The sequence below is a fragment of the Rheinheimera faecalis genome, from assembly GCF_021290965.1.
GTDB lineage: Bacteria > Pseudomonadota > Gammaproteobacteria > Enterobacterales > Alteromonadaceae > Pararheinheimera > Pararheinheimera faecalis.
In genome coordinates, this window is record NZ_JAJOYT010000002.1 from 77877 (window position 1) to 92137 (window position 14261).

At 47.4% G+C, this 14261-nt stretch carries 12 protein-coding genes; 9 read left to right on the top strand and 3 right to left on the bottom strand.

The annotated features are described in order from the left end of the window. The first annotated feature begins 63 nt into the window (after positions 1-63). Positions 64-1200, top strand: a complete 1137-nt coding sequence (locus LSG34_RS04000) for a DUF1624 domain-containing protein (protein WP_233007527.1) — start codon at positions 64-66, stop codon at positions 1198-1200. A 16-nt stretch (positions 1201-1216) separates the two neighbouring features. On the opposite strand, the gene zapE is transcribed toward LSG34_RS04000, so the two are convergent. Continuing rightward, on the bottom strand, positions 1217-2344 hold the full coding sequence (gene zapE / locus LSG34_RS04005) for a cell division protein ZapE (protein ID WP_233007528.1): 1128 nt from the start codon (positions 2342-2344) through the stop codon (positions 1217-1219). Further along, positions 2341-4374, bottom strand: coding sequence for an alpha/beta hydrolase family protein (locus LSG34_RS04010; protein ID WP_233007529.1), 2034 nt, complete (start codon positions 4372-4374; stop codon positions 2341-2343). The genes zapE and LSG34_RS04010 overlap by 4 nt, the downstream gene beginning before the upstream one ends. A 194-nt stretch (positions 4375-4568) precedes the next feature. Here LSG34_RS04010 and LSG34_RS04015 point away from each other — a divergent pair, with 194 nt between their 5' ends. The 4 genes from LSG34_RS04015 (at position 4569) to LSG34_RS04030 (ending at position 7163) form a co-directional block, all read left to right on the top strand. Then, positions 4569-5060, top strand: coding sequence for a MarR family winged helix-turn-helix transcriptional regulator (locus tag LSG34_RS04015; protein WP_233007530.1), 492 nt, complete (start codon positions 4569-4571; stop codon positions 5058-5060). 114 nt (positions 5061-5174) lie between these two features. Further along, positions 5175-5318 (top strand): hypothetical protein, encoded by a 144-nt coding sequence (locus tag LSG34_RS04020; RefSeq protein WP_233007531.1) that lies wholly within the window; start codon positions 5175-5177, stop codon positions 5316-5318. A 10-nt stretch (positions 5319-5328) separates the two neighbouring features. Continuing rightward, positions 5329-5835 (top strand): arsinothricin resistance N-acetyltransferase ArsN1 family A, encoded by a 507-nt coding sequence (locus tag LSG34_RS04025; protein ID WP_233007532.1) that lies wholly within the window; start codon positions 5329-5331, stop codon positions 5833-5835. Next, complete coding sequence (locus LSG34_RS04030) at positions 5835-7163, top strand: NAD(P)-binding domain-containing protein (RefSeq protein WP_233007533.1); 1329 nt, start codon at positions 5835-5837, stop codon at positions 7161-7163. The genes LSG34_RS04025 and LSG34_RS04030 overlap by 1 nt, the downstream gene beginning before the upstream one ends. Before the next feature lie 199 nt (positions 7164-7362). Here LSG34_RS04030 and LSG34_RS04035 read toward each other — a convergent pair whose 3' ends face one another. Beyond that, positions 7363-8580, bottom strand: coding sequence for a GAF domain-containing protein (locus LSG34_RS04035; RefSeq protein ID WP_233007534.1), 1218 nt, complete (start codon positions 8578-8580; stop codon positions 7363-7365). A 215-nt stretch (positions 8581-8795) separates the two neighbouring features. On the opposite strand from LSG34_RS04035, the gene LSG34_RS04040 reads away from it, so the two are divergent. From LSG34_RS04040 to LSG34_RS04055, 4 genes are all read left to right on the top strand, one after another. Next, positions 8796-9434 (top strand): NAD(P)H-dependent oxidoreductase, encoded by a 639-nt coding sequence (locus LSG34_RS04040; RefSeq protein WP_233007535.1) that lies wholly within the window; start codon positions 8796-8798, stop codon positions 9432-9434. Between the two features lie 173 nt (positions 9435-9607). Beyond that, positions 9608-10099 carry an RNA polymerase sigma factor gene (locus tag LSG34_RS04045; RefSeq protein ID WP_233007536.1) on the top strand — a complete coding sequence of 164 codons (492 nt, stop codon included), beginning with the start codon at positions 9608-9610 and terminating at the stop codon, positions 10097-10099. Beyond that, positions 10096-11127, top strand: a complete 1032-nt coding sequence (locus LSG34_RS04050; protein ID WP_233007537.1) for a FecR family protein — start codon at positions 10096-10098, stop codon at positions 11125-11127. The genes LSG34_RS04045 and LSG34_RS04050 overlap by 4 nt, the downstream gene beginning before the upstream one ends. Before the next feature lie 14 nt (positions 11128-11141). Next, entirely contained in the window at positions 11142-14141 is a 3000-nt protein-coding gene (locus LSG34_RS04055; protein WP_233007538.1) for a TonB-dependent receptor, read from the top strand. The last annotated feature ends 120 nt before the right edge of the window (positions 14142-14261 follow it).

The following is a 14261-nucleotide window of genomic DNA, read 5'->3' on the forward strand; positions in this document are numbered from 1 at the left end:
ATGCTCCTGGGGTCTCACACTCTTGTCGCCTCGCCACAACGTCAATTACTTAGGGGTTGGGAAATGATTGTCCGTAGTCGTATCCAAAGCATCGATATGATGCGGGGTCTGGTGATGCTGATCATGTTGCTGGACCATGTGCGGGAGCGGTTTTTTTATCATCTGCAGGTGTCGGATCCTATGGATCTCGATATCACATCCACCAGCTTATTTTTTAGCCGTTTTGCTGCGCATTTATGTGCGCCGGTTTTTGTATTTTTAACTGGTTTGTCGGCCTGGCTATATGCCAATCCGGCCAATGCTCCGGCACGCTCAGCCCGCAGTTTCCTGATCAAAAGAGGCTTGTTCTTAATAGCGCTGGAATGGATAGTGTTGCCCCTTGCCTGGATGGGAACCTATGACACTATTTGGTTGCAGGTGATTTGGGCTATTGGCCTGAGTATGGTGGTGTTGGCGCTGGTCAGTCAGTGGCCAAAAGCTGTATTGGCTGTGCTGGGTTTTGGCATAGTCTTTGGCCACAACCTGCTGACTCCTATTCATTTCCAGCCGGATGAATGGGGTTATACGCTCTGGACTATTTTGCATGACCGCAATTATCTGGTGAGTGAAGGCGCTATTAAAATTAAGGCCAGTTATCCGGTCTTACCCTGGATAGGCGTGATTATTCTGGGTTATCTGGCGGGGCCTTTGTACAGTAAAAGGATGTCCGCAGAGCATCGCAGCACTTTATTGTTGCAGGTGGGCGCAAGCTGTTTAGTGCTGTTTGTGTTGTTGCGTGGGTTCAATATCTACGGTGAAACTTTGGACTGGCAGCTCTATCCGGATTTGCTCACAACCCTGATGTCGATATTGAATCTGACCAAGTATCCGCCTTCGCTAAATTTCCTGTTGGTGACTTTAGGTCTGATGTTTTTGCTGTTGTTTGCGATGGAGAAACAGCAAGGCAAGTGGACTCAAATCCTGGTGAACTTTGGTTCAGCGCCAATGTTTTTCTACATACTGCATTTGTATGTCTTGCTGGCGCTGCATTGGATTTTAGTCACTTTGTTTGGGCCTAATCAGGGACACAGGTTTGGGATGGAGCATATGGGCTGGATCTGGCTGACTAGCCTGTTGTTAGCTGTAGCTTTGTATTATCCGACCAGGCAGTTCTCATTGTATAAAAAACGCAGCCAGCAGGCCTGGATACGTTATTTGTAAGTAGATTATTTATAAATCAGGACAACGCAGCTACTGCGCTCTGACTATAGTCGGGCGCAGCGGCTGGCCACTGCTGCATTTCATATAAACGTGACTCGCAGCGGGCAAAAGCGAATTCCAGCTGTTTCGCCTGATACAGCTGTGAAATAGCCACAGCAGAGGTCAGCAGCAATAAGCAGCCTCTGTCATAACACTCGTCCACCAGGGCAATAAAACGCCTGGCTTCATTATCCAGCTTGCTGATATAAATATCCTGATGTTCGCGCTGATAACTATCTTCCACACCATGCAAAATGGCCGTGTCCGACACAGCGCTAAATTGCGGTACATCCAGCACTGCTATTGCTTGGTAGCGGCTTGCCAACTGCATATAATCCAGTTGACTGCGTGGGCCGGAGCAGAGCGCCATAAAATCAAAACCTATGATTTTTTCATTACTCCACAAAGCCGGAAAAGAGCGGCCCAACAATTCAAAATCGGGCAGGGGCTGCACTTCACCAAAGAGTTGCTCTGCCTGCTGTTTTAGCTCTGCCGCAGTACCAGCTTGTTGGTAATAACGCATAGGGTTTTGTTTTAAGCGCCTGTAATCTATGCCGTTATCCAGAGTCACAACCATACAATGCTGGCGCAGCAGCTCAATAGTGGGTAAAAAGCGCTGACGTTGCAGGCCGTTTTTATACAGCTCTTCAGGCACTGCATTGGAGGTGGTGACCAGCACCACGCTACACTGAAACAAGTAACGCCATAAGGTGCCAAGCAACATAGCATCGCCTATGTCATTGACAAAAAACTCGTCAAAACACAGTACTTTGTATTGTTGTGCCCAGTCTTGGGCGATTTGCAATAAAGGGTCGGCTTCGCCCTGATGCTGCTTGAGTTCCTGATGCACCCGCGCCATAAAATGATGAAAATGCAGCCGGATTTTGCCATCCAAAGGCAGTTGCTGGTAAAACAAATCCATCAGCATGGTTTTGCCCCGACCAACAGGGCCGTGCAGATATAAACCCAAAGCCGGGGTGCCGGAATACAACTGATCAGCGAGCTGCTGCAGTGCCGATACCGCCTGATATTGTGGCTCGTCATACAACAACAGGCCCTGTTGGACCTGTTGCTGATAAAGCGAGGTTAAAGAGTCAGAACTCAATCTGTTGGACCTGCCGGTACATAACGTTGTAACCAACTGGTGAACTCGTTAAACCAGAAAATGGAATTATTCGGTTTTAAAATCCAGTGGTTTTCATTTGGGAAGTACACCAAACGTGCATCTAAGCCCTTGCCTTTATAGACACCATAAATTTCCAGCCCTTGAGTCACGGGCACACGGTAATCCTGCTCACCATGCATAATCAGCATAGGAGTGACAAACTTGTCAGCAAACAATGCTGGGTTCCACTGCTGCATAATCTCTAACCCGCTCCATGGCGAGCCACCATAGGCATGCACTCTGTGTGTGGTCGCGTCTGAGGCAAACTGTCCCATCAGGTTGTACACACCAGCATGATTAATCAGCGCTTTGTATCGTTCGGTATGACCAGCAATCCAGCTCACCAGATAACCACCATAACTGCCACCAGCCGCTGCTAAACGGGTGGAATCGATAAAACCACGCGACAGCATGTAATCCACGGCAGCTTCACTGTCCATAAAAGGTTTAACCGGGTGTTCACCATGAATAGATTCAGCAAAAGCCTGACCAAAGCTGGTCGAGCCATGGAAGTTTGGTTGGATCACTACATAACCTGCTGCAGCAAAGACCTGTGAGTTCCAGCGGTAACTAAAGCTGTCACCCGAATAACTGTGTGGTCCACCGTGTAATACATTTAACAAAGGCCATTTTTTGTTGGGGTCAAAGTTCGGCGGATAAGTAATATAAGCCTGCACCAGTTTGCCATCAGCACCTGCAAAGCTGACATCTTCAGTTTTGCCCCAACTAATGCTTTGTTGCAGTTCCTGATTTATCCTGCTGAGCTGTTTTAAGGTGCGTCCTTTATTATCCAGACTATAAATTTCCGGCATCTGCTTCATGCTGTGCTGCACCAGATAAATTTGTTGCTGCTGGCCAATTTGCACCTGACTGATATCGGCCTGACGCAAAATTTGTTTCACCGGGCCGCCAGCTAAAGGCATGCTGTATAAAGCCGACTTTGCTTTGTCGGCGGCCTGGAAATACAAAGTACCGTTGTTGCCAAACTCCCAGTCATCGACTGAAATATCCCAATCCTGAGTCAGATTGGTTTTTTGCTGGGGTTTAAAATCAAAGCGGATCAGCTGGTTATTATCCGAGGTGAAAAAGGTACTGCGCTGTGCGCCATAGACCAGACTTTTACCATCAGGGCTGAATTTTGGGTTGCTGTCACTGGCCGGATTGTCTGCAGTGATATTGACAAACTGACCTGAACCGTCAGTTTTAATAATCAGAATATCGTGATTCAACTGATCAAAAGGTGGCGGGCTGGTCACTGCACTGACCGCAATCTGGCGGCCATCGACAGAGATATCAAATTCAGCATCCCCATTTAAGCTAAACCAGCGATCCCAGCCCGGCGTTAAGTCGGCAATTTCACCGGTATGAATATTGATACTGAATAAATGCGGATAGCTGTCATCGGTCAGCCAGTGATCCCAAAAGCGATAGACTCTGTCTTCTGTCACCCGTGCTGTGACTTTATTGTCTTTTTTCTGCTTTAGTTGCTCAGCTAAAGCCGCAAAGTCGCCATTAAAACCTTTAGGCACATTGGCCAGAAACAAAATACGCTGCCCATCCGGAAACCATTTCGGCTGCTGCACAGCAACAGGTAGTTTGGTTAAGGCTTTAGCTTCACCACCCGTTAAAGGTAATAAAAACAATTGATTGGTTTCATTACCACGTTTGGATAAAAATACCAGCTGACGGCCATCAGGGCTCCAGGCTGGTGCAGTATCTGAATCCGGGTGCTGTGTTAAAGCCGTCAGTTGTTGAGTACGTAAATCCAGAATATGAATGTCGGCATTGCCTTTATCAGCAGCCAGATCATAACGGGTGACAGTCAGTGCCAACTGCTGGCCACCAGGCGATAAGGTCATTGCACCGGGGCGTGCCACTTGCCATAAATGTTGGGCTGTTAAGGGTTCAGTTGCGGCCTGAGCAGCACCTGCCGCCACAACCATCATCAGGGCTGAAAGACTAAATTTCATACAGACTCGCCTTTGTTCAGTCAAAGCAATAAGTTGACGCTAGCATAGGCCAGTGGCGCTATAAATAAAACCCTGATGAACTGCATAAAACAAAGGATGAACCATATGGTTGCAACTAACAACAGTTTTTGCTTGATCTTTCGCTATTCGTCTTTTATATTAGTTGCAACTAACAACAAATGAGTGTCCGACTTATGTCACAACAGGATCCACAACTGCAGCAAGACGCCACAGCTTTATACGAGGCGGTGAACCAGTTAGTAAGATTTTACCAGTTTCGCGACCGCGATCTGATCTGTTGTCATGATGTGTCAGTGACTCAATGTTATGCGCTGGAATTTTTGACTGAGCATGGTTCTTTGCGGCTGCAGCAACTGGCAGAACTGATGCTGCTGGATAAAAGTACCAGCAGTCGGGTAGTGGATAGTCTGGTGAAAAAAGGTTACGTCACCCGAATCCCAGACAGCGCTGACAGACGTGCAGTTGCTTTAACTGCAACTGCCGCCGGTGTGGCTTTGTATCAACAAATACGTGCAGGGCTGATAGCACAGGAAGAGCAATTGATTGCACATTTAACTCCTGAAGTACGCCAGGCCAGTATTGAAGTGATCCGCGCTTTAACAAAGCAAGTGAAGCAGCGTTGTGAACCTTCAAATTCTCTTTGTGTGGGAGCTGTTTGTTCATAAAAAAATTTACTTAAATAGTTGTCAGTAGCAATAGTTGTTTGTGGCAATTTAATCTGAACTTCAAATCGGTTAATCAAAGACCGGACAACAGGGCTTAAGCCCCGGAGCTGTGATATGTGGAAACAAGAGTTGTTTAAAATTTTTGCCCAGTTATTAAGTTTTCAGGGCTACCAATGGCCAGTTGCAGAAAAACTGCGCGAGCCTGATCAGACCCACTCTAAGACAGAGTCCTGTTGTGCAGCTCCTTGTTGTGCCTGAGGAGTGATCTATGTTGATCCGCCTGTCACAAGCAAAGGATTTAGCAGCACTATGTCAGATTTATAATCAGGGCATTCGATCCGGCGCTGCGACTTTCGAAAGTCGTGAGCGTGAAATCGCAGAGCTGCAGAGCTGGCTGGAATCGTCTGAGCATTACCCGGTGCTGGTTCTGGAGTTGCAAGGACAAGTACAAGGCTTTGCAGCGCTAAGTGCCTACCGTAGCCGCGACTGTTACCGGGGCATAGCCGAATTTTCAATTTATCTGCACAGCGAGATACAAGGGAAAGGGTATGGCTTGCCGCTGTTACAGGCCTTGCTGCAAAAAGCGCTACAGCTTGGATTCTGGAAAGTGTTATCCCGCATTTTTACCTTTAACAGTGCGAGTCGCTTTTTATGTCAAAAGGCGGGTTTTCGCGAAGTGGGTGTGTATGAAAAACATGCACAACTGAATGGGAAATGGCTGGATGTGGTGATTGTTGAATACCTGATCTCAGCTAATCAATCTGGAGAAATTTGATGAGTATTCAAAAGATTACTGAAAGCTATCCTGTACTGGTATTAGGTGCTGGCCCGGTGGGGTTAGCTGCTGCAGCTCAACTAGCGAAAGCAGGCTTGTCCTTTTTAGTGCTGGAGCAGGCTGAGCAGGTAGCAGCACAAGTGCGCCAATGGGGCCATGTGAAAATGTTTTCGCCCTGGCGCTTTAATGTCGACCCGGCCAGTTCCGCCTTATTGGCAAAACAGGGCTGGCAGATACCTGAGCAGGATAGTTTCCCAACTGGTGCAGAGTTGGTGCAGCAGTATCTTGAACCACTGGCAGCATTGCCACAAATTGCACCATACCTGCGTTTGTCACATCAGGTAAAAAGTATCAGCCGACTGGATACAGATCGGATGAAAAATCACAACCGCACACGACAACCTTTTGTTGTTTTGCTGGATACTCCAACAGGGCCTCAGGAGTTATTGGCCGCTGCTGTAATTGACTGTACCGGTACTTATCAGAATCCTAATCCCGCCGGTAGTCACGGTTTAGTTGCTTTAGGAGAGGCGGAACATCAGACTCAAATTTTTTATGGCATTGTAAATAAAAATAAGGACAGCTCACGTTATGTTGGGCAAAGAGTATTAGTGTTAGGAGCCGGCCACTCGGCTTTTAATAGTTTACAAGAGCTGGTGGCAATAAAACGTCAGTATCCGGGTACTGAAATTCATTGGGCTATACGAGGCACAAATCTGAGCAAAATCCTCGGAGGCGGGGCCAAAGATCAACTCAAAGAGCGTGGTGCATTGGGTTTATTAGTTGGACAGTGGTTGCAGCAGGGACTGATCAGCTTGCACACTGAATTTCGTTTGCAGCAGCTCACAAAAACAACAGAAGGCCTGGTTTTATCCTCGGCGCATCATACTTTGCCTGCTATTGATCAACTGGTGGTCAATACTGGTTTCAGGCCGGATTTCACTCCGCTGTCTGAAATCCGGCTGGGGCTGGATCCCGCCACTCAAAGCCCTGTAGCTTTGTCTTCCATGATAGATCCAAACGAGCATAGCTGCGGCACAGTGCGGCCTCATGGTTATCTGGAGCTAAGCCATCCTGAAGCTGATTTTTATATAGCTGGTATGAAAAGTTATGGCCGCGCTCCAACCTTTTTATTACTGACTGGTTATGAACAGGTACGCTCTATAGCAGCAGCTTTGGCTGGTGATTTTGAGTCAGCTCAGAGGGTTGAGCTCAGCTTGCCTGAAACCGGAGTTTGCAACACAAATTTCGGCACTCCCAAAACGGCAAGTTGCGCGGACAGCACTTGTGCACCCAAACTTAAAATGAAAGTGGGCTGTTGTGGCTGAAAAGCTATACTTAAAAAGCCTTAAGTAAAACCGGAGGTCGTTATGTTTAGCCGTGAGTTTTGGCAAACCTTTGTGCAACTCCTGAGTTTTAATGGCTATATTCTGCCGGACGAGTTGCATCATTATCGCTCTGAAGAACCAATGAAACAGGATCAATAGGGAGCTGCATGCTCCCTGTTTCTTCTGCCGAATGCGTGGTTCAACAAGCCGCAATCAGTTCTGCTGATTGTGTTAAATAGAGTCTGATATGGAGCTTTTCTGGTTTTTCCTCCTGGTGCAGTTTTACACCGGACAGTTTGGCCAAATACTGGCTAAATACCCAAAAAGGTTCTGTGTGATTTTCTTCTGCTTTAATTTCTTTCTGCCATGGATACAACAAAATCCAGTTGATTTGCAGCTGAGTTCCTTGTTGTTCAGTGCTCAAGCTAAGTTCAGGTGTGCGGCTTAGGCTATGGTTCAGCAAATAGCAACTTAAAGCGCAGCACAATAATTCCAGCACTTGAGGGGGCAGTGAACAGCCCAGCAAAGGTGAAATAGTGGATGAAATCTTTGGAGAGGCTTTTAATAAAATCGAGGCATGGTAGGCGCCACGTTCTGCCAGATCAACCACTTTGCTTGTTTTCTGCGGCTGACCCTGCACAGCCGTCAGCTTTTCCAGCATTCCTGATAATACTGCCCAACACAAGCTATGTTGTTTGAGTTGCTGCAGGGCTGGTTTAAGCAAAGGTAAGGTCAGTTTATGCTCAGGCTGCAGCAGCCTGCTGTACATTAGCTGTAACTGTTGTTGGCTCTGCTGCATTTGCTGCTGTAACATTTGCATTAAATTAGCCAATAAATCAGAAAGTTGAGGCAAGTTATAGTGAGATTGCTGTAACGACAGCATTAACTGATGGTTGTGATTTTTTTCTTGCTGCAACTGCTGTTGCAATTCAACGTTTTGATCAAACAACGCCAAATCGCCTTCAATGGCTTCTTTAAAGAGTTGCAGTAACTGAGTGTGCTGCTCATCCATAGGTCTGTTGAAGTAATCCAGAATACAAATGGTGCCAAACAGATGACCATCGGGCCAATACAACGGGTAACCATGATAAAACACCAGACCCAAAGCTGCAGTAGGATTGTCATGCATTTCAGGTACTTGAGTCGCATCCGCTATATGCAAAGGTTTTTGCGTACGTAGCACATTGGCGCAATAGGAATTCAATTGCAGTGGCATGCTTTGACTGGCAAAAAACGGATGTTTGCCATTGCTGTTGGTCACCTGCAATACCAGTTGGCTGCCATCCATCCTGTTGATCAAAGCACAAGGTACATCTGCCTGACGCGCTAATAAATCTATCATCAGTTGCCAGTGGCTAACAAAATGATCCAGTGTCAGCACCTGACCCCTTGGCGCAGGGGAAGCCGTAGTCTGCATGAAGATAACTCTGCTATCTGTTTGTTCTACTGAGTGTAAATGCAAATTCAGACTTTTGTCAGATGAAAATTGTTAACGCAATCATTGGGGCGAATCCTTAGTTTGAAAATTACAAAATGCCATAAGTCAGACTGATATCAACTAACAGACGTAAAGACAGAGGCGTATAATCGCGCTCCGTTTTGTTCCCTCTTTGTTGTTTAAGGAAGTACCAGATGTCTGATTTAATCAGTAAGTTAGAATGGCGTTATGCCACTAAAAAATTCGATCCTAGCCAGGTTGTTTCACAGGATAAAATCGATTTTATTCTGGAAGCTATCCGTTTAAGCGCTACGTCCAGTGGTTTACAGCCTTATGAAGTGCTGGTGATCACGAATAAAGCCATACGCGAGCAAATTAAGCCCCACGCCTGGAATCAGGGACAGATCACGGACAGTTCACACTTATTGGTGTTTGCGGCATGGGACAACTACACAGCTGAACGTATTAACAACATGTTTGATTTAACCAACGAAATCCGTGGTTTTAAAAACGAAGGTTGGGAAAACTACCGTGCTATGTTGCTGAATACTTACCCGCAACGTGACGCTGAAACCAATTATCAACATGCAGCCCGTCAGGCTTACATTGGTTTAGGTTCAGCTTTGATTGCTGCAGCCGAGCTGAAAGTTGACAGCACGCCTATGGAAGGTTTTGATCCGGTCAAAGTGGATGAAATTCTTGGCTTAAAAGAAAAGGGTTTACGCTCAGTGTTGTTATTGCCTTTAGGCTACCGTGCTGATGAAGGCGACTGGCTGGTGAAGCTGCAAAAAATCCGTCGCAGCCGCGAGCAGTTTGTCACTGAAATTAATTAATTCTGTGTTTATAGAAGGCCGTCACTGGCCTTCTTTCTAACTATTGATACAAGGTCCTTCCCAACTCTGCTTTTCTAGTCATTTCATCCTCTTTTCTCTGTCTGACATCGTTGTCAACCTACTGTCATATTCATCAGTTATGGTTTGACTATAAATGTGAGTATGGGGGCTTTATGTCGATCGTTGAAAAGCCGGAGCAGGATGTGCATCAGGCGTTAAAAAATGCTGCGCCTTTGGCCCGATATCTGGAGCGAAATGCCAGTAGTGCTGATGCCGCCGATATTTTTCAGGAGTCTATCGCCCGTGTGCTGGAACAGGCGAAACAGCGGCCTATTCTGAATCCTCTGGCTTATGCCTTCACTGTAGCCCGTCATATGCTGATGCGGTTAAAACCTGAGCAGGCCGAAGAGCCGGATCAAGTGCTGTGTCAAAGCGCCAACCCGGAAGAAATGGCCAGCATGCAGCAAACTGTGGATCTGTTTAGTCAGGCTTTAGCTGCTATGCCCACATTAAGGCGGCAAGTTTTTGTGTTATTCCGCATGGAAGGCAAAAGCCGCAGCGATATTGCTGCTTTACTGCAAATCAGCGAGGATGCAGTATCTAAACATGTCAGCAGGGCGCTGGCGGATATTCAGCGTCTGATCGATCAGCAGCGTGTTGTGTGAGTCCTATTTTGAGTGAACAAGAAAAGTTAAATACCAAAGAACAGGCAGAGCAGGAGCTGTATCTGCAGGCCGCCAGTTGGGTTGAAAAACTCGCCAGTGGTGAGCTGGACAGCCTGAGTAAAAGGCGGTTTAGCCATTGGCTGGATGCCGATCCAAGACACCCTGTGCTGCTGCGAACCATGGTCGAAACCTGGCAGGATCCGGCTCTCACTAAAGCTTTGTCCGCTTATCAGCCTTCACCCTTAAAACGTTGGCAGTTATCTCTTCCCCTGTTGCTTAAATTGAAGTGGCCTAAATTGCAGCTAGCTGGCGCTGCTATGGCATTCAGTTCTGCGCTGCTGGTGCTGCTTTATCTGGGCAACAGCAGCATGTTTTCTAGTCCTGCGCCTTACGAGCTTAAAACAGCCCAGACCAGCAGCATGCAACAAGCTCTTGATGATGGCTCAGTGGTCGATATAGCGCCGGACAGTCAGCTCACTGTATTTTTTACTGGAGATAAACGTCAGGTACTGCAAGGTCAGGGCGCTGCTTATTTTGCTGTGGCCAAAGACAAACAACGGCCTTTTGAAGTGCGGCTGGATCAAGCCAGCGTTGTGGCTGTTGGCACCGAATTTAATATTGATCGCGACCCGGATCTGATTGATATCACAGTGTACGAAGGCGCTGTGCAGGTGCAGGCTAGCGCTGCTGGCCCAAGTCAGTTACTCAAAAGTGGCGAGCGAATTCGTATTCAGCAGAATAAATTATCCGAAGTGCAAAAAGTGGATTTGCAACAGTTAGTCGACTGGCGTTCTGGCTGGATTGAAATTGAAAATGAAACCTTAGCCTATTTGCTGCACAGGCTAAACCGGTCGGCTTTGGTGCCTGTCAGCGCCAGTGCTGAGGTGGCTGATTTGCGGGTGGCAGGTCGTTTTGAACTGGCCAATACCCAACAAACCTTATCGGCTTTGACTGAAGCTTATGGCTTAACGCTGCAGCAAAACAGTAGCGGTATCCGGTTAAGCCGGTCACCCTCTCAGTCACAATAAAATGGGGGCGGGTTGTGTGGTTACGACCTGAACTCTGTCTGTTATTGCTTTTGTGCTGTTGCAAAAGCCTTTCTGTATGGGCTGCTGAAGCACAACAAAAGCAGTTGTATTCCCTGCCATCTCAGCCTTTATCTGCGGCCTTGCTGCAATTTGCCCGCACGGCAAATCAGCCATTATTGTACGATCCGGCTTTACTTGAAGGGCGACAAGCCCCGGCTCTTTATGGTGAATTCGAAGCTTCTGAAGCACTGAATCAGCTTTTAGCACAGCAGCCTTTACAAGCTATTCCGCGGGAAAAAGGCTGGTTGATTAAAGCCAAAGCTGTGGTAGAAAAACCAGCAGTGATTGCTGCCACTCCTGCCACTAAACCCCAAAAACTACCTGCAGCTATGGAAGTGATAGCTATACGTTCCACTGTAGTTGCAGAGCAGAATACTGTGACCAAAGCATTGTTGCCTCAGGCTAAAACACTCAAGCGCGAAGCCATGATTGCACAGGACTCGCTGGTTGCCGACGACATTACCGACTTTCCTGCGCTGAACTTAGCCAACTCTTTGCTGCGCTTGCCTGGCATTACTATTAACAGAGAGTGGGGCGAAGGCCGGCAAATTTCATTGCGGGGTTTAGGCCCGGATTTCACCCGGGTGCAAGTGAATAGTATGGAAGCCTTAGGCACCTCGTCTTCACCTATGGACGCGCGCGGCGCTGTGTCCAGAACCAGGGCTTTTGACTTTAATATTTTTGCCTCAGAGCTGTTTAATCAAATTGATGTGAAAAAGTCCTTTTCAGCCGAGCAGGAAGAGGGCGGTATAGCGGGCACTGTGAATTTACATACCGCCAAGCCTTTTGATTACGACGGACCCAAAGCCAGTATTTCGGCTCAGTTGGGTACCAACAGCAACAGCAACACCAACAGCTCAGATCCACGCTTTTCAGCGGTATTTTCTCAGCTCTGGTCAGATGTTGGCGCCCTGGTATCCATCACTCATAGCATTCGATCTACCAATGAATACGGCAGCAATACCACGCGCTGGCGGCGCGAAACCGGTAAAGAAGCGGCCGACAGCAGCAATACTGAACTGCAAAATCTGTTGGATTCAGGCGAGTTGTGGTTTCCACGTGGCCAGCGATTTTCTGTCTGGGAAAACGAACAAAACCGCTTAGGTATTACAACAGCGCTGCAATACAAACCCAATCAGGATTTCAGTCTGGTGTTGGATTGGATGTACGGTAAGCTGGAAAACCAGCTGGCTGAACATCATATGGCGGTGAAAGATAATAACCTGGTGAACTCTCTGATCTGGCGTGAAAGTGCTAAAGGTGACAAAGAAGTAGTCTATGCCAGCTACAAAAATGCCAGCTGGCGTAATGAAAGCCGTCAGGATTATAACGAGTCGGTGTTTGATCAAATCAGCCTGGCCGCAGACTGGACAGCCACAGCCGATCTGCAGATCCGTGCTATGTTGGGCCATAGTTCATCCGACTACAGCCAGCCGCTGTTGCAGAAGCTCAATATTGAAGCGAAGAAAAAAGCCGACATCATCACGGACTTCCGCCAGGACGCCTTTTATGGCCGCAGTTCTTCAACTGATTTTGATGTCACTTCTATCGAAGGCTATACAGTCAAAGATCTGTTTTTCCAGTCGAACTTTATCTATTCCAGCTTTGATAATGCCAAGCTGGATTTTGATTACCAGCTCAGCGACAACAACGCGCTTAAATTTGGTGTTCACCATAAAAAATTCAGTAATTCAGGCTTTGAGCAAGAGGCCAGCGGTTTTCCGTATAACAACGCGACACCAGAACATCAGAGCATTGTTAGCCTAAACCCAAGTCAGGTGCAGATTTATCGCGGCCATCCGGACCAAAGCTGGCTGGAAGGCAATATAGCTGCAGTGCAGAATTTTTATGGCCTGAGCGATTTTGCCTTAACGGCCGCCAATACGTTGAGTAGCACAGTGTACGATTTAGCGGAGCAAACCAATGCGCTGTATCTGTTGTATCACCACGACTCAGAGCTTGCAGGTTCGCCATTACGCTCGCGTTTTGGCTTACGTTTTTTCGACACCCAAATGAGCTCGCAAGGGGTGTCCTCTATGCAGCCTGCCACTATCAATCGCAACTACTCAGGTTATTTGCCGAGTCTGGATCTGGCTTATGAACTGGCGCCAGATCTGATCTGGCGCGCTGGCCTGAGTAAAAATATCACCCGCCCATCCTTAGACGCCATGGCCTTTTCTGTTTATGTCAGTAAAACCTCCCTGGGTGAAACCGATATAGGCCAAATCTCCACAGGCAACCCAGAGCTGCAACCCTATGATTCTGATAACTTTGATATGGCGCTGGAGTGGTATTTTGAAAACGCAGGGCTGGCTTCAGTGGCTGTGTTTTACAAAGACATCAACAATTTTATTCAGACCAAAACAGAGCAACGGCGTTACAGCGAGCTGGGGCTGCCCGCCGACTTATTACCTGATGGCAAAACGGTCAACGATATTTTTAATGTCTCGTCACCACAAAACTCAGGCTCGTCCGGCATTCAGGGGTTTGAGCTGGCGCTGCAACGTGATTTAGATTTCCTGCCAGCGCCTTTCCAGCATTCAGGAGTGATAGCCAACTACACCTGGGCCGATGGCGACACCTTGTATCCGAATGTCGAAAACTCAGGCCAGGATCAGCTAAAAGCTTTACCAGGCTTATCGAAGCAAAGTTATAACCTGACCTTGTATTACGAAACCAAAGTTTGGGGCGCCCGTGTAGCTGCGGCTTATAGAGGCAAGTACATCACAACAGTTGAAAGTGGCTCTATCGACGATGATGAGCGAGGTTATCACGAGAGCACTAATCTCGATTTCTCAGCTTATTACCGGCTTAATGCCCATATAAAGCTAAACCTCGAGGCCCTTAACCTGACCAATCAACGTGACGAATTATACAGCGACTCCAGCGACAGAGCTTACAACAGCACCTACAGTGGCCGCACTTATATGCTTGGGGTGACGGCGGAGTTTTGAACTTCAGTGGAACTTAGAGTTTTAATGCGATGGATATTATTGTGTCCAAAACCAGATAAATTGGACTGAAATGGACATCATAGTGTCTGTGGTGGGGCAGCTATGTAGCTCTAGCTTCAT